General features: G+C 53.9%; 15 protein-coding genes. 11 read left to right on the top strand and 4 right to left on the bottom strand.

The features are described 5' to 3' along the window. Positions 1 to 51 precede the first annotated feature (51 nt). From H7849_RS13185 to H7849_RS13170, 4 genes are all read left to right on the top strand, one after another. Positions 52 to 3,471: a TonB-dependent receptor gene (locus tag H7849_RS13185; protein WP_186739801.1), complete on the top strand. Its 3,420-nt coding sequence runs from the start codon at positions 52 to 54 to the stop codon at positions 3,469 to 3,471. A 293-nt stretch (positions 3,472 to 3,764) separates the two neighbouring features. Then, positions 3,765 to 4,676: an amidohydrolase family protein gene (locus H7849_RS13180; protein WP_186739799.1), complete on the top strand. Its 912-nt coding sequence runs from the start codon at positions 3,765 to 3,767 to the stop codon at positions 4,674 to 4,676. Positions 4,677 to 4,829: 153 nt separating this feature from the next. Beyond that, on the top strand, positions 4,830 to 5,753 hold the full coding sequence (locus H7849_RS13175) for a DUF6807 domain-containing protein (protein ID WP_186739797.1): 924 nt from the start codon (positions 4,830 to 4,832) through the stop codon (positions 5,751 to 5,753). 41 nt (positions 5,754 to 5,794) lie between these two features. Further along, positions 5,795 to 7,201: a Gfo/Idh/MocA family protein gene (locus tag H7849_RS13170; protein ID WP_186739796.1), complete on the top strand. Its 1,407-nt coding sequence runs from the start codon at positions 5,795 to 5,797 to the stop codon at positions 7,199 to 7,201. A 41-nt stretch (positions 7,202 to 7,242) separates the two neighbouring features. Here H7849_RS13170 and H7849_RS13165 read toward each other — a convergent pair whose 3' ends face one another. Beyond that, the gene (locus H7849_RS13165; protein WP_186739794.1) at positions 7,243 to 8,286 is read right to left on the bottom strand and encodes a LacI family DNA-binding transcriptional regulator; all 1,044 of its coding nucleotides are present in this window, start codon (positions 8,284 to 8,286) and stop codon (positions 7,243 to 7,245) included. A 460-nt stretch (positions 8,287 to 8,746) separates the two neighbouring features. On the opposite strand from H7849_RS13165, the gene H7849_RS13160 reads away from it, so the two are divergent. The 5 genes from H7849_RS13160 (at position 8,747) to H7849_RS13140 (ending at position 17,025) form a co-directional block, all read left to right on the top strand. Then, positions 8,747 to 12,043 (top strand): outer membrane beta-barrel protein, encoded by a 3,297-nt coding sequence (locus H7849_RS13160; protein WP_186739792.1) that lies wholly within the window; start codon positions 8,747 to 8,749, stop codon positions 12,041 to 12,043. Between the two features lie 77 nt (positions 12,044 to 12,120). Continuing rightward, a complete protein-coding gene (locus H7849_RS13155) occupies positions 12,121 to 13,254 on the top strand; it encodes an amidohydrolase family protein (RefSeq protein ID WP_186739790.1) in 1,134 nt (377 codons plus the stop codon). Between the two features lie 152 nt (positions 13,255 to 13,406). Then, on the top strand, positions 13,407 to 14,186 hold the full coding sequence (locus tag H7849_RS13150) for a glucosamine-6-phosphate deaminase (protein ID WP_251106253.1): 780 nt from the start codon (positions 13,407 to 13,409) through the stop codon (positions 14,184 to 14,186). A gap of 60 nt (positions 14,187 to 14,246) precedes the next feature. Then, positions 14,247 to 15,671 carry a Gfo/Idh/MocA family protein gene (locus H7849_RS13145; RefSeq protein WP_186739786.1) on the top strand — a complete coding sequence of 475 codons (1,425 nt, stop codon included), beginning with the start codon at positions 14,247 to 14,249 and terminating at the stop codon, positions 15,669 to 15,671. Positions 15,672 to 15,714: 43 nt separating this feature from the next. After that, positions 15,715 to 17,025 carry an MFS transporter gene (locus H7849_RS13140; protein WP_186739784.1) on the top strand — a complete coding sequence of 437 codons (1,311 nt, stop codon included), beginning with the start codon at positions 15,715 to 15,717 and terminating at the stop codon, positions 17,023 to 17,025. Between the two features lie 497 nt (positions 17,026 to 17,522). Here H7849_RS13140 and H7849_RS27430 read toward each other — a convergent pair whose 3' ends face one another. The 3 genes from H7849_RS27430 to H7849_RS27105 form a co-directional block, all read right to left on the bottom strand. Then, positions 17,523 to 17,732 carry a VWA-like domain-containing protein gene (locus tag H7849_RS27430; RefSeq protein ID WP_432756549.1) on the bottom strand — a complete coding sequence of 70 codons (210 nt, stop codon included), beginning with the start codon at positions 17,730 to 17,732 and terminating at the stop codon, positions 17,523 to 17,525. A gap of 188 nt (positions 17,733 to 17,920) precedes the next feature. After that, on the bottom strand, positions 17,921 to 18,193 hold the full coding sequence (locus H7849_RS13130; RefSeq protein WP_186739780.1) for a hypothetical protein: 273 nt from the start codon (positions 18,191 to 18,193) through the stop codon (positions 17,921 to 17,923). Positions 18,194 to 18,304: 111 nt separating this feature from the next. Continuing rightward, positions 18,305 to 18,433 carry a hypothetical protein gene (locus H7849_RS27105; protein ID WP_285288890.1) on the bottom strand — a complete coding sequence of 43 codons (129 nt, stop codon included), beginning with the start codon at positions 18,431 to 18,433 and terminating at the stop codon, positions 18,305 to 18,307. Between the two features lie 61 nt (positions 18,434 to 18,494). Here H7849_RS27105 and H7849_RS13125 point away from each other — a divergent pair, with 61 nt between their 5' ends. Then, entirely contained in the window at positions 18,495 to 18,653 is a 159-nt protein-coding gene (locus H7849_RS13125; protein ID WP_186739778.1) for a hypothetical protein, read from the top strand. Continuing rightward, on the top strand, positions 18,650 to 18,781 hold the full coding sequence (locus tag H7849_RS27100) for a hypothetical protein (RefSeq protein WP_285288889.1): 132 nt from the start codon (positions 18,650 to 18,652) through the stop codon (positions 18,779 to 18,781). Before H7849_RS13125 ends, H7849_RS27100 begins: the two co-directional genes overlap by 4 nt. Positions 18,782 to 18,903: the final 122 nt, after the last annotated feature.

Below are 18,903 nucleotides of genomic sequence, written 5' to 3'. Positions count from 1 at the left end.
TACTGTGTTGTTTGACGGGCCAGCAAAAACTCTCCCGAAAAAGGGGACGCCATGCGTTCGGTCTTGCGGCTTCTCATCCTCCTGTTGCCTCTCGCAACTCTATCCTGCACATCTGTCCTCATTGCTCAAACATTTCGGGGCACTCTGCTTGGCACTGTGACTGATGCGTCCGGAGCGGTGATTCCCGGTGCTCCCATCTCAGTGAAGAACATGGATACCGGCATCGAACGAACGACGCAGAGCAATAGCGACGGCGCGTTTACAGTACCGGAACTTCCCGTTGGACGCTACAGCATCACCGTAAGCATGACGGGATTCAACCCGTACCAGGCTGACGGACTGGAAGTGACCGTAGGAAGTCAGGTAAATCTTAACGTCACGCTGCAGACTGGCGGCCTGAAGGAAGAAGTCGTCGTATCAGCCAATGCTCTCCAGGTTGAGACCACATCGAATACGCTGGGCGCAACTTTGACCACCCAGGACGTGAAGAATCTTCCCGTAAATGGGCGTGACTACACTAAGCTCATCTATCTCTCGCCCGGAGTCACCGGCTCACCCGATCAGATCAGTGATTCCCCTGGCTCTTTTGGCGCATTTTCCGTAAATGGCGCTCGCGGGCGTTCCAACAATTTCCTGCTCGACGGCACCGACATGAACGACGGCTACCGCAACGACCCGGCCGTCAATGAGCCCGGCGTTTTCGGCGCGCCGGCGACCATCCTGCCCATCGATGCCGTCTCGGAACTGCGGGTGCTTTCGAACTACGAGCCCGAGTACGGACGCAGCGCCGGTGGCATCATCAACATTGTCACCAAGAGCGGCACAAATGATTTTCACGGGACGGCTGCGGAGTACTTCCGCAACAACGCTCTCGATGCGCGGAATTACTTCAATCCCAGGGGACAAACGCAGGCGCCGTTCCACAACAATCAGTTCGGAGGGTCAATCGGCGGCCCCATCATTCGCAACCGTACCTTCTTCTTCTTCGACTATGAAGGTCAACGCGAGAGCGTCGGAACGGTGAGCCAGGCGTGTGTTCCGGATCCCGCGTACATTGCCAGTCTGGGCGGCGTCACCAATGCAGTCACTGCGGCGATCCTCGCCCGCAATCCATGGCCCACTCCGAACCTAAGCGGAGTAACCACAGGTCCAACCGGCTGCAGCGCGCCCAATGCAGCGGTGATTGCGCCCTCCAGCAATCTGATTACCAGCCTCATCGCAAAGGTCGATCACAATTTCAACCAGAGCAACATGCTCAGCGGGCGCTATTTTTACGGCGACAGTACGCAGAGTTTTCCGCTGGCGTTGTCAGGCGGTGGCATTCTCCCCGGATTCAACACATTCACTCCCACACGCGTACAGCTAGTCTCGATCTCGCTGGTTTCGATCCTCGGGCCGAACAAGGTGAACGAGGCCCGCATGGGATGGAACCGATTTGCCGAAGGATTCTTTCCTGAGGATCGTAGCTTTAATCCGAGTTCCATCGGACTGAATGTTGGCACCGGCTCAGCGGACGAGGGACTGCCTGTGATCGCTGTTGGCAGCTATTCGGTGATTGGCGCCAGCAAGTCCGATCCGCGTCAGCGCTTTGACTCCAACTGGCAGGGCTTCGACAACTTCTCCTGGACCACGGGAAAACACTCATTGAAATTCGGCTACGAATTCCGGCGCACCAGCATTACGCAGTTCCTGGGCACGAACTTTCGCGGACGCCTTGTATTTGACACGCTTGCTGACTTTCTCGCTGGAACCGTAACCAATGGCACACAATCGCTCGGCTACTCGCAGCGCCACAGCTACCAGAACAATCACGGTCTGTACTTCCAGGACAGCTACCGCGTGATGCCGACCCTGACTTTGAACTACGGAATGCGCTGGGACTACTTCGGTGTCTTCCACGAGAAGAACGACCTGCTGAGCAACGTCACGGCATTCGACCCCCCTGGAGGCACTCTGACCCTTACCCAGGTGGGCCAACCGGGATTGGGCAGCCTCTATAAGCCCGATTATCTAAACTTTGCTCCTCGCGTCAGCTTTTCGTACGATCCGCGCGGCAAGGGACAGACCGTTATTCGCAGTGGATTCGGCGTCTTCTTCGATGCCTATTCTCAAGATGTCTTTCTCGCGCACCTGCCGTATAACAGTTCCTTCGATCCCGGCCCCGCCTATAATCCGCTCGGCCCGGCGCCGATTTTCTCTGTGGCTGCCAATGGAGGTACCATCGTCTCCGGTGCGCCCGTGTTCTCTGCACCCGGAGCAACTCCCTCCGGCGACATCTTTTCGGTGGATCGTAATATTCGCACGCCGTACATGATGAACTACAACCTGAATGTGCAGCAGAAGATTGGAAGTTATGCTCTTGTGCAGGTTGGCTACGTGGGTTCTGTGGGACGCCGTTTGTTGCGCTTCCGCGATATCAATCAGCCTGGTCAGGCTGCCATCACCGCGACCGATATTGCGTTTGCACAAGGGAACACCTATCCCAACCCCATAACCGGAAACCGTGTTCCTTGCTATCCCGGTGGTGGGCCTGGCTGCATTCCCATCTTCAATAGCGCGAGCCGCGTTTACCTCAATAACCCCTACGGCGCGTTCTACATCAATCAGGAGGAGTCCACTTCTCACTCCAACTACAACTCCTTCCAGGTCAATCTGCGCGTCCCGGACTGGCACGGAATCAGCACCATTCTCAACTACAACTGGTCCCACTCCTTCGATAATGCGAGCGACAGTGAAGACTTTGTGCCGAATGCTTCCCAGCCAAACAACAGCACGCGCCCGGACCTCGAATATGCCGACTCGAATTTCGACGTCCGCAACCGTTTTACTTTGGTCTTCGGTTATGAGTTGCCAAAGATGCAGGGAAGCATGCAGCTACTCCGCAATGGCTGGGGGCTTGACAGCACAGTCACGCTGCAGGACGGCCAGCCCTTCAACCTGAACTACAACTACGAAGACGACTACAGCGGAAGTGGCGAAGGGTTCGATCGCCCCGACATCGTGGCGCGGCCGCAATACAAGACCAACCCTGCTGTATTCCTTGACCTCTCTTCGTTCGCAGTCCCGTGTTCGCTGACACAATATGCATTAACCAACGGCATCACCGGCAAGGCGCAGGACTGCGTTCCCGGCACGCGGCATTTCGGCAATCTGGGTCGCGATTCTTTGCGGGGACTTTCCTATAAGAACTGGGACTTTGCGGTTTATAAGAACACCAACTTCTCCGAGCGTTTTTCGCTTCAGTTGCGAGCGGAGTTCTTCAACATCGTGAATCACCCAAACTTCGCGAGCCCATTGCTGCCAGCATTTATTGCAGACGCCGCACCGAACGGCTTCTCCCAGAGCGGTTCGCGTGAAGTGAGCGCTGGATTTTACCCCATCACCGCAACCGGAGATGTAGGTTTGGGCAATCCCTTCCTCGGTGGAGGTGGCCCGAGAGGCATTCAGTTGGCTGCCAAATTTACTTTCTAAGGAAGTTTTGGTGAGTCAGTATCTGGCGTATCTTACCTCTTCTCCTGTTTACCCGCGCAGTCGCGCGGCGGACCATGTACTTACCTCCGAATCTTAACGCCCACCAGAAGTAAACAATGAATCGAGAAAAGGTGCTGGCAGATCGAGAAAATTTTCACAATAAACGAGAAACAATTCTTGACTTATCGAGAAGATGTTATTACGCTATCCGAAATGATCAGGCAAGGGTTTACGAAGTGAGCCTGTCGGAGATACTCCACCGCAGGAAATCTGAAAAGCGAAATGAGAAATTGATGAGGCCGTTTCATCGATGGGGGTTACTGTTCTTTACATTTTCGGTTGCAATTTCAGCGTTGGCGCAAGCTGGTACTCCAAGGCTGATCGACGTTCATGTGCATTACAACGGCGAACCAGGTGTTTTAGAGAAGCTTCTCGTTAAGTTGAACGCCGTCGACGGAATCGCAATATTGCTCACAACGCCTCAAGGACTGCCTGAGGCCACCAGATTTATCCGAGAACATCCGGATCGATTCGTCGGGTTCGGAGATGTGAAATTGGACGACTCGAACGTCATGGATGAGATCGACCGATTTCATCAGGCAGGCTTTCGTGGCTTAGGCGAGATTACCTCTACACTGAAAAACTACGATGACCGTTCTTACTGGCCTATTTATGATCGTGCCGACAGATACCACATGCTTCTTCTCTTCCATACGGGTATTGTCAACCGACTACACCCAGAGCAGCCAGCTGACATCAGTTTCGACCGAAGTCGCGTGACTCGTCTTGATCTGATTGCCCGGCACTGGCCGAAGTTGACGATTATTGCCGCTCATCTTGGAAATCCCGATTACGCCGAAGCAGCCGAAATTGGTCGATGGGATCCAAATCTTTACTTCGATGTTTCGGGAACGACTCTTCTCAAGAAGAAGAACGACTACCGCTTCTTCCAATCGATTTTCTGGTGGAGCGGTCTCGTCAGTCCTCACACCCCGAAGAGCGGAGCGAACGCTTTTGAGAAGCTTGTCTTCGGTTCGGATGTCTTCAATGGGGAACTCGATGAGTTTGATGGTGCGCTGTCACGTTATCACGCCATGCTGGATGCCTGTGCGGTTCCGCAGAAGTCACAGGAGATGATTTTCTCTGGGACGATGTGGAGCATTCTTCAACAGCAGGAAAGAGAAATGGCGGCAGATAAGCAGTAGCACCAGAGATGCTTCAGTGATCATGCTTCGATCGTCTCAGTGGAATTGAATTTAAAGATTGCGAGGGAATACTCCGTGGCGTGTAAGTGGCTTTATCGATTGTCTCTTTTTACATTGGCGGCAAGATTTCTGACTCTACCAGCTTCGGCGCAGATGGAACCCATCAAGATTACCCGCACGGGCTACACAGTCGAGGTGACAGTTGGGGCAAAGCCCTTCACAACCTTCAATTTCGATCCGAAGATCGCGAAAGCCTATCTGCAGCCAGTGCGAGATGCCGATGGAGCCGTGGTAACACGCAGCTTTCCTGACATGGACGTTGTCCCGCCGGAACACGAACATGACCGCAGCCTGGAACCGCATCAGCGCGGGATGTACTTTGGCCACGGTGATATCAATGGCTATAACTTCTGGGCGGAAGAGACGTTTAAGAAATACTACGGACATGATGTGTCGTCCAATTATGGCCGGATGGTCTTCCGCAAGATAGATGAGATGCATGGCGGGCCAAATTCTGGCAAACTGCGGGCGACATTCGACCTTGAGGGCCCAGATCAGAAGGCATTCGCGCAGGAAATCCAGGACTATACATTCAGCGGAGACAAGAGCACGCGCATCATCGATTGTGAAATCACAATTCGCGCCGGGAAGCAACTGGTGAAGTTTGGTGACACCAAAGAGGGAACGTTCGCTATCCGTCTTGCTCCCGAACTCGACGCACCGCAGGGAACCATGGTTAGTTCTGAGGGCGGAGAAGGAGAGCCTCAGATATGGGGTAAACGTGCCAATTGGGTGAATGTCGATGGAACGATCGACGGCCACGAACTTGGTGTCGCGATCTTTGATCATCCGAAGAGCTTTCGCCACCCCACATATTGGCACGCTCGCGGATACGGACTGTTGGCAGCAAATCCATTCGGGCTCTCTTATTTTCTCCGTGATACAAAGCAGGACGGCAGCTATACCATCCCAGCCGGAGAGTCGATTCACTTTCGTTACCGGCTCCTGGTCCACAAAGGCAATTACAAAGAGGCGCAAGTGGCAAAGCAGTACGATGACTATGCTGCGCACCCATAACGAAAGCTGCATAACTATTCATGGAGAAACGGGGTGAATAAATGGATGAAAGCAGGCGGGATTTTCTAAAGACGGGAGCGAAATCGATTGCTGTCGCGGCAGCCGGCACCAGCCTTCGCACGTGGGGCGATCAACCAAAAATTCTTGGCGCCAACAGTCGGGTGCGGGTCGCAGTTGTTGGCTTGCGCGGCAGGGGTGAAAATCATATTCAATCCTATGGGGCACTCCCGAATGTGGAAATCGCAGCACTTTGCGACATCGATGACAACGTGATGAGTGAGCGTCTCGCCGGAGTGCGAAAGCTGGGTTGTCAGCCTAAGACATATAAAGATATTCGTAAACTCCTCGATGACAAGTCGATTGATGCCGTTTCCATCGCCACGCCCCATCATTGGCATGCCTCGATGGCCATATGGGCGTGCCAGGCAGGAAAGGATGTGTATGTCGAAAAGCCCTGCTCGCATAATCTGTGGGAGGGGGGCCAGATCGTACGCGCTGCCGCGAAATACAACCGCATCGTCCAGCATGGGACTCAAAGCAGATCAAACCCTGCAGTAATAGAAGCAGTGCAGAAGATCCAGAAGGAAGCGTTGATTGGAGATGTCTATCTCTCACGCGGATTGTGTTTCAAATGGAGAGACACGATCGGTCACACTCCCGCGTCGCCTGTGCCAGCAGGCGTCGACTACGATTTATGGACCGGGCCTGCTCCGCTTCAGCCTTTTACGAAGAATCACTTTCACTACAACTGGCATTGGTTCTGGGATTACGGAAACGGAGATTTGGGCAATCAGGGGATTCACCAGATAGACATCGCGCGATGGGGATTGGGACTGGGATTTCCGAACAAGATTTCAGCGATCGGCGGCCATTTTATGTTCGATGATGACCAGCAGACGCCGAACACTCTGAACTGCGCCTTCGAATACAACCTGCCCAATGGAAAGCGCGCCCTGCTTGAATTTGAGGTGCGCCATTGGATATCAAACCATGAGGCTGGCATAGGACAGCGACGCGATGCGTCGGCGGCATCCGCCGAGACAGCCCATGGAGGACTGGGGCCAAAGGAAGGGTCTTACAACAGCGTGGGAAATATCTTTTATGGCTCGAAAGGCTATCTGGCGATCGACAACGTTGCCGGATACAAAAGCTGGTTGGGACAGGAACAGCAGCCCGGCCCATCGGCTCCAGAGGCGAAAGAGAATCACTTCGCGAATTTCATTGAATGTGTCATAAGCCGCAAGAAAGAGGACCTGCGTGCCCCGATCGAGGAAGGGCACTTTTCCTCAGGACTGGCGCACTTGGCGAACACATCCTATAGGCTTGGACGCACTCTCAATTTCGATCCCGAAACACAACTCGTTAAGGGCGATGATGCGGCCAACCAGATGCTTCGCGACGGAGATCGGGGATACCGTGCGCCATTTGCCGTTCCGGAAAAGGTCTAGAGGATTGTTACGAACCTCAAAGGCCGGTTGCTATCCCCAGATCAGGATTGGATGGCGCCGGCAATGGCGCGGCAGGACTCCCGTTTTATCAGCTCCGTAGGAATTTTGATTCGTTGCGGCTCAAGGTTCGGTCGGGCAATGCGGTTGAGCATTAGCTCTACCATCTGCTTGCCCAATTGCTCAGGGAATTCTCGAATGGTGGTCAGGCCGGGAAAAAGCCAGGCACCCACCGTATCATCACATCCCACGACGCTGATGTTGTCCGGGATGCTCAGGCCGCTATCTCTGATCGCTTTATAAACGCCATGTGCAGTCGAGTCGTTGCCAGCGAAGATGGCGGTCACAGGTTCTCCGCGAGCCAGCACGGATTTTGTTCCGAGATATCCCGCTTCCGCATCGTCTTCCGAATCGATGCTGCTGTGGCGCGCCTGCAGATCGCTCTCCTCCATTGCGCCCTTGTAGCCAGAGAAGCAGCGGGCGAACCAGGGCAAACGAATATTACCGACAAACCAGATGTCGCGATGGCCCAGCGTGAGGAGATAGCGGGTCATATCGTAGCCACCCTGTCCATCATCAGAAAAGATCAGATCGTTCTTTGAATCCTGTGATTCTCCAACGATATTGTTGCCAAGCGCCACGTAGGGGATTCCCTTGTAGTCCAGCAGTTCCAGAAGATTGGCGAAATTCGTCCCGGCGAGGATGACTGCACGGATAATGTCACGCCGCTGGATCACGCGAGGCAGATGCAATTCGTCGCGAGTGGCGTTCCGAGAATAGTGGAAAGACAAGAAGACCATGTCCCATCCGTGTGCTGCACAGTATGATTCTGCGCCGCTTAAAACACGTGAGTGGAAGGGATGAAGCATGGCGCGGTTGCTAAGCAGGAAAGCAAGCGCCTTTGTCCGGTTTCTTTGCGAGAGATCGATCTTCAGCTTAGCCGCTGAGCCGAGCACGGCTTTCTGGATCGCCGGATCAACGCGACTGTTTCCGTTCAAAACCCGGGAGACGGTAGCTACACTCACCTCAGCAGCAGCCGCGATTTCCCGTAGACCGACTTTCGACTTTTTGCTCTTTGCGCTTTTCATGAAGAGTGGTGAAGAAGTCTTTGAGAAACGTTTCGCATACGCTGGATTCCACCCAAGACTATATCTCTGATGGCGACATTTTCCAAACGAGGCACCTGACAAAGTCCCAGGCATTTCTGAACTGACTGCAAGACGCTTCAATTCAGGGGCTCGATTCTGCTCCGTGGTCAGTATATTCCAGGGCCTTTTCATCATTTATGAGGCCAATGATTTCTCCCTTTCCGTTATTCTTCAGATCCCTCTTTGAGAATCCATTTTGAAGCCTGATCGCAGAATCCTCCATAAGGGAATGTTATTTTCACTATTAATTAAGAAAATTTTCACATAAGTTGTGAAAATATTCTTGACCACGATAGGCCGTGAGGTATATCAAACGTACATCCCCAAAACGGACCACTCGTTGCGATGGTGGAAGAAAAACTCTGGGAGGCTCCAGTTGGAACGTACACAGAAACGGCAAGTGGCAAGATACAGTTGTCTGTTTGTGGTTTTTCTGGCTTTGGCAGGACTTCCGGGTGCCTGCTTCGGTCAGGGACTGGCTACTTTGTCAGGAACTGTGACCGATAGCACCGGGGCGGTCATTGGATCCGCCGCGATCACCGTATCCCAGATCGGCACCGGCACAACAACGGTAGTCAAAACGAACGACAGCGGAGTGTATCTCTTTCCGTCTCTGCCGCCTGCCGGCTATTCGCTCGGAGTCGTCGCCACTGGTTTCAAGGATTATCAGCAGAAGGGCATCGTCCTTCAGGCGGATCAATCGTTAACGGTGAACGTTGTCCTGCAGGTAGGGCAAGCTTCGCAGACGGTCACAGTCTCAGCGAACGCCGTTCAGGTAGATACGACTACCGGGACACTGTCTCAAGTGATTGATCGGACCCGCGTGAACGACCTGCCGTTAAACGGACGAAATGCGGCACAGTTGACTGAGTTGGTGGCAGGCGTCGTCCTCGGGCCTGTCGACAATGCTGATCAAGGTGTGACCAAGACGTTTCCGGCCGCCGTAACTGTATCTGTAAACGGCGCGCGAACAGCAGATACAAGCTATATGTTCGATGGCGGCAACAATATCGACGAATACACCAATGTCAATCAGCCGTTCCCATTCCCCGATGCTCTACAGGAATTCAGCGTTCAGACGAGCAACTACAACGCCGAGTACGGCCAAAATGCGGGAGGCGTCGTCAACATCGTCTCGAGGTCGGGCACCGAGGCCTATCACGGAAATCTGTTTGAATACGTTCGCAACGGCGTTTTTAATGCCCGGAACTATTTCGCTTCAACAGTTGACCCTTTGAAGCGCAACCAGTTTGGCGGCACCTTCGGTGGCCCGGTTTCGATCCCTCCACTGTTTCACAGCAAGCACACTTTCTTTTTTGTGGGGTACCAGAAGACGATCATCCGTGACCAGCAGGGTGGCGTGAATGCGTTTATCCCGACACAGGCAAACCTCGCTGGCGACTTTTCCGCGATGCTCAGTGCTTCGAATCCGGACAACCCACTCGGCAAAGCCGTGCAGATTACGAATCCGCACACCGGAGCGCCTTACCCAAACAACTTCATCGATCCGTCCACATTTGATCCCGCTTCGGTGGCGCTCATGAAGGATCTTCCGAGTATCGGCGGAAGCGGTTCCGTCTTTTATCAGAATCCTCTTGCACAGAACTTTGACGAGATCCTTGTCCGCGGAGACCAGGACTTTAGATCGAAGGATCATATCACGCTTCACTACTACCAGAATGACTTCTCAAACGCAGGCGTTCTGAATTCCTCCAATCTGCTCACATATGCGAGCCATTCCAACATCAGGGTGCAAAGCGCACTAGCGTCAGAAACGCATGTCTTCACCCCCAACATACTCAATTCACTTATCGTCAATTACTCACGCGAGGTGTCGGAGCGCGGTCCGTTGTCCAATTCACCGAGCGTGGCAGACTTCGGCGTAAATATCTATCAGCCTGCACAGAAAGCGATCGTTGGCATTGCAGCCACAGGATTCTTCACCTTCGGCGACAGCGCCTTTGCCGAGTTTCAGCGCAATAACTACATACTCGCCGACGACTTCCATTGGGTGAAGGGAAATCACAACCTGGCCTTTGGCGTACATGCGGAAATCAGCAAGGTCGATCTCAACAACGAGTTCAACGAGCCTGGCACCTTCGCATTCAATTCCAATAACACGAACTATGCCCTCGCCAGCTTCCTGCTTGGATACCTCTATACCTTTAATCAAGGGGCGGGTCAGTATTACAACGCGCGTAATCAGTTCTATGGATTTTATGCTCAGGACAGCTGGCACCTGACGCGGCGGTTCACCCTGAATTACGGTATCCGGTATGAGCCTTTCCTGCCGTGGAGTGAGTTGTTTCATCGGGTAGAGCAGTTCAATCCCGACGCTTACGCCGCAGGCCGCACCTCGACTGTTTACACCAACGCGCCTCCAGGCCTACTGTTTCCCGGCGACACGGGCGTTCCGGAACAAGGCGTCCGATCATCGTTCAAAAACTTCATGCCCCGCGTAGGATTTGCGTGGGACGTAATGGGCAATGGCAAGCTGAGTCTTCGCGGCGGTGCGGGCATGTTTTATGACACGCGTCAGCCCGCTATCATGAACAGCATTCCTTCTGAGATCAGTCCGTTTTCGTTGTCGGTATCTCTAACAAACCCTGTAGGGCCATTCAGCAACCCATATGAAGGAATCAACAATCCATTTCCGGCGCCAGTGCCGCCGCCTAAGAATGTCGTGTTTCCAACTCCCGTTCAAGCGAACACCTTCGACCCTTCTGGAGACTTTCAGGTTCCTGTGACGTATGCCTGGAACGTCACTCTCGAGCAGCAGGTGACCAATAACATGACAACAAGACTCGCCTATGTAGGAGCACACGCGAGCCACTTATTCGTCGACGACCAATTGAACCCGGCAACCTACATTCCAGGCAGCAAGTTAAGTACGGACCAGCGTCGGTATTTCGCCGGATATACGAACATCGGCGAAGCCAGCATGAGCGGTAATTCCGCATATAACTCTCTGCAGGCATCGATTCAGGAAAAAGTGGCGGCAGGCTTCAGCATCCTGGCGAACTACACCTTCTCGAAGTCGATGGACACACTGCCTTATCTGACAGGTAACACTACGCCTTCCAATGGACCGGGGAATCCATATGCATATTCCATTTACATGCCCAACTATAAAGCGCTTGATATAGGACCTTCCGATTTCGACCGGCAAAACGTCTTCTCAGCGTCGTATGTATGGCAGTTCCCCCGGCTTTCAGAAGGGAACTCGATCATGCGCGCCATCGTGAATGGTTGGCGCAGCACAGGCATCTTCCAAATCCAGAGCGGAGCGCCCCTTACCATCACCGCTGGCTCGGATATCTCGCAAACCGGATTACTTCAGGATCGCGCCCAATGGAATGGCCGCCAGCCCTATGGTGCAGGAGCCTGCAAAGCGAGTGCTGTCTGCAAGAACTATTTCGATCCCTCAGTGTTCGCGTTGCCTGCGACAGGTAACTTCGGCAACGTAACCAAAGGCGCGTTCCGGGGACCTGGCTACTTTGATTGGGATGCCGGCCTGGTGCGTTCCTTCCCGCTCAAAGGGGATGGCAACTTTGAGTTCAGAGCGGAATACTTCAATCTGCTGAACCACACCAATCTAAACAGTCCAGTCACGGCAGTGGGTTCGGGAGGATTCGGCAGCATTACGGGCGCCAACACGCCTCGCATCGCGCAACTCTCAGCCAAGATCAATTTCTAGCTGAGTACCAGTTCAAAATGCACCGACTCTTCGGACCGAATAAAGTGAGGCACCATATGCGACGAGCACATCTTGGAATGAAATGGCAATTGGCATGGACATTCTTGCTCATATATGCCGCAGCGGCAGTGTGCGGATGCAGGGCCACGCTGCCGGCGCAAGGTACATCCTCTTCAGCCATCGAGGCTCCAGTAACCGGGCCGTTCGCTGTCCAAGAGCTTCAGCAATTCACTGCGCTCGATCCCATCGATACACATACCCATGTCTATCAAAACGCGCCTGAATTGATTGCGTTGCTTGAACGGCTGAATCTCCATATTCTCGACATTGTTGTGGCGCGCGATCCCGATCAGAAGTCGCTGGATGTAGAGAGGCGCCAGGTTTCGGACTTTGTGAATAACAGCCACGGCCATGCAACCATGTGCACCACATTTGATCCGTTTCTGTACCGCGAGCCTTCTTTCAAGAAGACTGCCATTGCTGAGATTGATGGCGATTTCAATCACGGAGCAGCAGCAGTGAAGATCTGGAAGAACATTGGCGAACAGGTTAAAGATCCCAAGGGAAACTATCTGATGCCGGACGATCCTGTTTTTGAACCTATTTATAAGGAAATTTCAGATCGCGATAAAACACTCATCGCTCATGTGGCTGATCCAAATACTATCTGGGAGCCGCCGACTCCTAAAGCAGCAGATTATGAGTATTACATGCATCACCCAGAGTGGTACATGTATAAGAAAGCGAATGCGCCATCGAAAGCGGCAATTCTGGTAGCTCGCGATCATGTCCTCGAGATGAATCCGAAGCTTCGAGTTGTGGGTGCGCACCTGGGTAGTATGGAAGCCGATTTCAAACAATTGGCGGATCATCTTGACCGTTATCCGAACTTCGCAGTCGATATAGCAGCTCGCATGCCTTACGTTGTCATGCTGCCGCGGGCAGATGCGATTGCCTTCATCGAGAAGTACCAGGATCGGTTGATTTATGCGACGGATCACAGCCTTGCCGCAGAAGCAAAAGCTCAGGATGCGGTGAAGCAGTGGGAGAGTTCCTACGCCTTCGATTGGCGCTTCCTGGCGACATCCGATCTCCTTCAATACAGAGATCATCAGGTCCAGGGGTTAGCTCTTCCCCCTGCAGTACTGCACAAGCTTTACCATGACAATGCTCTGCACTGGATCCCAGGAGTCATAACCGCTCAACGATGAGCGGTTCATTATTCGCAGGTTTCAGCCAACAAGGAATGAACGATACATAGCGATCGCTTGAAGCGTGCAAAGGTGCAACGCTGAGAAGTTACGATAACCGAATAAATTCACGAGTATATGGAGCATTAGGAATGCTGGTAGAGAAGGATAGGATGCGAAGCTTCCAGGTTGAGGCCGCAAAAGTCGAGATTTATCCGGATGCTGTTTCTATGGGAAGGGCGGCGGCACAGGCAGTAGCGGAGGCCATCAAGGAAATTGAAAAACGTCACACAACAATCAATGTGATTTTCGCTACAGGTGCTTCGCAGCTTGATATGCTTGACGCGCTTACGAAGATCAACAACCTTCCTTGGAACAAGGTGCGCGGTTTTCACATGGATGAATATATCGGCCTTCCGATCAGCCATCCGGCGTCGTTTCGCGGATACCTGCGAGAGAAACTGACGGAGAAGGTGAGTCTGAAAGAATTCAATGAAGTAGATGGTACTGCGCCTGATGCCGAGGCATTCAGCCATGACTATGCCGCGAAGCTACGTGCCGCCGAGCCTCAGATCTGTCTCTTGGGAATCGGAGAAAATGGACATCTCGCGTTCAACGATCCAGGAGTAGCCGATTTCAATGATCCCTTGGACGTGAAGGTTGTTCACCTTGACCTTGTCTGCAAAGAGCAACAGGCTGCCGAGGGATGGTTTGCCAGCACTGATGAGGTTCCTGAATCTGCCATCACGATCACAATTCCGGCACTTCTGCGCGTGCCGCGACTCATCGTGTCGGTTCCAGGAAGCCGTAAGGCAAGGATTGTTCGCCGCAGCCTGACTGAATCGATTTCTACCAATTGCCCTGCTACCATCCTACGTGCACATCCCAACGCCACAATCTATCTGGATGAGGCTTCGGCTGCTGAGTTGGACGACCTGTTTCCCAGACCGTGACTCGTATGGTTTGCAGCACGACCGCCACCTATGACTTGGCCGCAACAGACGGAGAGAGAGATGAGTGATGAGTTGAATGGCGGTACAGACCGCAGAACCTTCATCAAGCAGGCAGTCGGAGCGGCACTAGTGGCCGGGATGGATGCGCGTTCTTATGCGCGTGTCCTGGGTGCGAACGATCGCATACGCCTGGCGCAATTGGGATGTGGCGGACGTAGCCATGGACACGTGCACATGGTGCAGCTGGCATCGAAACAGATTCCTGTCGAAACTGTCGCCGTATGCGATATCTGGAGCCTTGCCCGCGAACGGCGGGCTGCCCAGGTGAAAGAGGCATTCAACCTCACTCCGCAAACATACAAATACTCCGAAGAGATGTTGGCGCGTAAGGATATCGATGGAGTGATGATAGCGACCGGCGATTTTCAACACGCGAAGCTCTGCGCGGAGGTTGTGCGCGCAGGCAAGGACTGCTATGTGGAGAAGCCCTTTGCCAATGTGTTGTCAGAGGCGAAGGAGACGCGCGACACGGTGAATGCCTCCAGGCAAATGGTTCAGGTTGGTTCGCAACATCGCAGCGAGCCGTATCAACTTGCGGTACGGGATCTGATCCGCGCTGGCCGCATCGGCAAGATCGTTCACATCGAACAGGAGTGGAATGTTAATGAAGAGCGCTGGCGGTTTGTGGGCGCCGATACCGGGATCTCCCGCGAAATGCTGCAGGACCGCAACGTGGAATGGAAGGAATGGCTGCTCGGTAGGAATTCGCAACTCCGAGAAGAAGATACGGATTGGCAACGTTGGCTGCTCGGCAAGCCCTATCAGCCATTCGATCCTCACGTTTACCTTGAGTTCAGACTCTACAAGAACTTCTCCTCCGGGATTTTTGATCAGTGGATGAGTCATGGCAGCGACTTGGTGCATCTGTGGACGGACGAAACATATCCTGAAAGTGTGGTAGCGAATGGTGGAGTATTTGCGTGGAAGGATGGGCGCGAAAATCCTGATACTTGCGTCGCGGCTGTCACCTATCCCAAAGGATTTCTTTACACGTACAAAACGGTTTTTGGCAACAGCTATCGCAGTTTTTCGCGCATTCAGGGCCGCGACGGCACGATCGCGAATTATGGTGGCGAAGGAGCATCGCTCTTTACCATCAGCGGTGAAGGGGGCAGAGATGAATACTCCGGATCGCCACTGGAAACCTCACTACCAGTAAGCGTGCCGGCGGGAGATCATGAGGAGATCGTCAAGGTGGAAGGAGCAGAAGCGCCGAACTCAGATGGTCCCGGTGATGACAGCGTCATTCATGTAACGAACTGGCTCAAGTCCATGCAATCGCGTGTACAGCCGAATGCAAATGTGGATCACGGATTTTCGCACTCCATTGTGATCATCATGGCTGCACAGTCTTACTGGAGTGGCAAAAAACTCTACTGGGATCCACACAAGGAAGAGATCGTTGATCATCCGGTAGCTGGGTAGCCGAACCATCGCTGCAAAAGAAAAGAGCCGAAGCCGAAACCATATGAGCTCATCAGCTGATGTTGAGCAGCCGGAAGCGCTGCCTGCCAGAACTCGACGGCGCGTGGGAAGAACGCGCTGGTGGATCGTATGGACACTCTTCTTTTCGACGACGATCAACTACATCAGCCGTCAGACGTTCTCTGTGCTGTCCCCGGTCATCGCCGCTCAATTTCACCTTACACACACCGATCTGGCAAAGATCATTGGAGCTTTTCAGATTTCTTATGCGCTTACCTGGCTGATCGGAGGCATTTTCCTCGACGCCATAGGAACACGCATCGGATTGGCCATTGCTGTAGTGTGGTGGTCGCTGGTCAATATTATGATGGTGTTCGCCCGATCAGTCTCTGCCTTCATCCTATTTCGCTTCATGCTCGGTATCGGCGAAGGTCTCAATTGGCCGGGCGCGAGCAAGACTGTGGCTGAGTGGTTTCCCAGCGAGGAGCGGAGCGTTGCCGTTGCGATTTTCGATAGCGGGTCGAGCGTCGGAGGCTCACTTGCCGCGCTGATTATTCCCTGGATTGCGCTTGCCTTCGGGTGGCGATGGTCGTTCGTCTTCTCAGGCGCATTGGGATTTATATGGTTGGTGGCATGGTTGCGCATCTACCAGCCTCTCGATCGTCATCACCGTGTGCTCCCCGAAGAGGTTGCGCTGATTCGAGCAGGGCGGCAGACAGCATCGAAATCGGAGAAAAGGGGCGCGGAGCGGTGGTTGACATTGGTGCGCGATCCCAACGTTTGGGCGATTGTCCTCGGCCGTGCACTCACAGATCCTATCTGGTGGTTTTACGTCTTCTGGCTGCCGCAATACCTGGCGGATAACCGCGGGTTCGACTTGAAGAGAATCGCTCTGTTCGCGTGGATTCCCTTTGTCGCCGCTGATATCGGCAACTTCACCGGTGGCTTCCTTTCAGGCTACTGCGTCAAGCACGGAATCTCCGTCACTCGAGCTCGATTGTGGGTGTGTGTGGCGAGCTGCGCGCCAATGCTCGCCGGCATTCCCGCAGCACGAGTGGGCAATGCTCTTTTGGCCATTACGTTGGTCTGTGTCGCGCTGTGGGGATTCGCCAGCTGGTCGACTATGGGCTTGACATTGCCAGCGGATCTGCTGCCTCAGGACGTGGTAGCAACGGTTACCGGTTTGAGCGGCTTCGCTGCGGGTCTGGCGGGCGCCGGGTTTACCTATGCTGTCGGCAAGACTGTCGATCGATTCTCGTACGGGCCAGCGTTTTTAGCCGCGGGGTTACTTCCGCTGGTCGCGACCGCATGTCTGTTTCTACTGATAAGACCGCCACGCACAGGACCCGCCTAAATTGCCTGTCTCAACTGCAAGGTTCAGGGAGCATGCAGATATTTTGAACCAAAGTGGATCGTTATGACATGAGTAGAGGCGCCGGCCCGACCACGTGGCTAATCGGAAGTGCCTCACTTGGACGGTTAACGGTTAATGAGAAATGGTCCGCCGTTTGATGAACCAGCGAGCAACAGATCGGGGTACTCAGTCATGAACTGGAACGCATCGCTGATACCGATGCCGGTTGCAGTCGCATCCAGCAGATTCCGGGGAATATCCTCTCAAAGCCCAGTGGCGGACCATTTATATCCGGACACTAAGTCGTTCTGTAGGTAGAGCTAAGTGAAGATCTTACCTATGGAAGCGGATGCTAAGCCGCTTTCATGGGAATCACTTGCCCGAATGGTGCCCGGCGCGCCCACAATACGGGGGTAGGTAGGAGCTTCTCTCGGGAATGAGCCGCATAGATCGTTAAGGAGGACGAGCGCCTGAGGCACAACTTCGCGCTCGTCCAACTACCTGAAGACGGGCGCGAAGTTCGTTCCTCCTCCGCCAATCGGGCTAAAGGACGATAGGCTGCCCTGCTTGATAGACCACGGTCTTATGGACCTCAGTATTTGAAAGAGCACGTGCACCCGGCTCGGGCATTTTCCTTCGAGAATCGAGCGAATTTCTGCCTCGAAGAGACCCAGTCGGCGAGCGTGAATCGATCCCGAGCAGTCCACGGCGATGGCGATCCCCCGCGTCTTCACATCTGACACCTGGAAGATAGAGCCCAGCCCAGATGTACCGCCAGTTTGGCGGCATCCAGCTGTAGTCAGACGGAATGGTTTCTGACCGCGCGCAGCAACTCACGCCAATCCAGGCCTGAAGCTTGGGATTCTTCGAGGCTCCGAGTGACACCGGCGGGAAGTCAGGTTTTGCGACGTTCTCTGCCTGCTCGACGGCTATCTTCCATTCCCGCCTGTTCAGCTACCGTGTCGTCTCCTTTGGGCTCAGGAGCGTCAAGCACCTGACCAAAGGCGCCCGGTGTTGCGGCGCAGTGGGCTCGCCGTCCGCACTCTTTTTGTCGGGTTGTTTCCCGCTCTCTCGTCGGAGCAACAGCATCCGCATTTTCTCCTTCCCCGTTTGAGCTGTCCTGACCTTGCTGTTCGTCGGTCAGGTTGTAGATGCGCTCTGCTCTCATGCCGCGAAAGCGATGGTCGATGAGAACGTCCTTCGGCAGCGTCAGCCCAGCATCCAGGAGTAAGGGTTAATGGCATAGTCGCATGCCATATTCCAGCGCTTTCGATTACGGTCACCGCGACGTGTGTGGTGCTGAAGTGCCGGTGCATGATTCATGGACCAGAACGCCTGCAAGTTCTGCCGCGTTCAGCGTCTCGACAAATTCCGGATTGTAGAAGAGGGAGACATCATCGATGGTCATAGTCTGAGTCGAACTCGAGGGCCGTCCAGGGAACAGCATTGTTGCGGGAGGGCTCGGCAGGATGCTGACGGGAGTCACGGATATAATCCGAGCCGGCGTTGATGTCGGCGTACATGGAGGTTGCAACGCCATGACCATTAACCGCTACGGCATTGCGGCTACTCTTCAGACTCTCGCCTCGCAGGTCAGCGCTACGATCCTAAGCCATGAGTGGCAATGAGGACCCATCGACCAAGTCTTTTTGCCGGCTACTACCAGGCTTTGTGGAATAGCGATGTCCTTGTGGATTTCATCGAACCTCAGAGCCTGGCCAACAGCGACAAATACAAAGTCATTGTTGCTCCATAGCACCCCATAGCAAAGCAGGAGACCTGTGAGCGCTTGCGGCGATTCGTCGAGGGCGGAGGCGCACTCTCTTCTGGAAACCGGGTTCGCATCCTGCGATGAGCACATGGTATATAACCCTGTGG

The organism is Alloacidobacterium dinghuense (genome assembly GCF_014274465.1).
Taxonomy (GTDB): domain Bacteria; phylum Acidobacteriota; class Terriglobia; order Terriglobales; family Acidobacteriaceae; genus Alloacidobacterium; species Alloacidobacterium dinghuense.
This window is presented reverse-complemented; position numbering and strand designations above follow the sequence as displayed.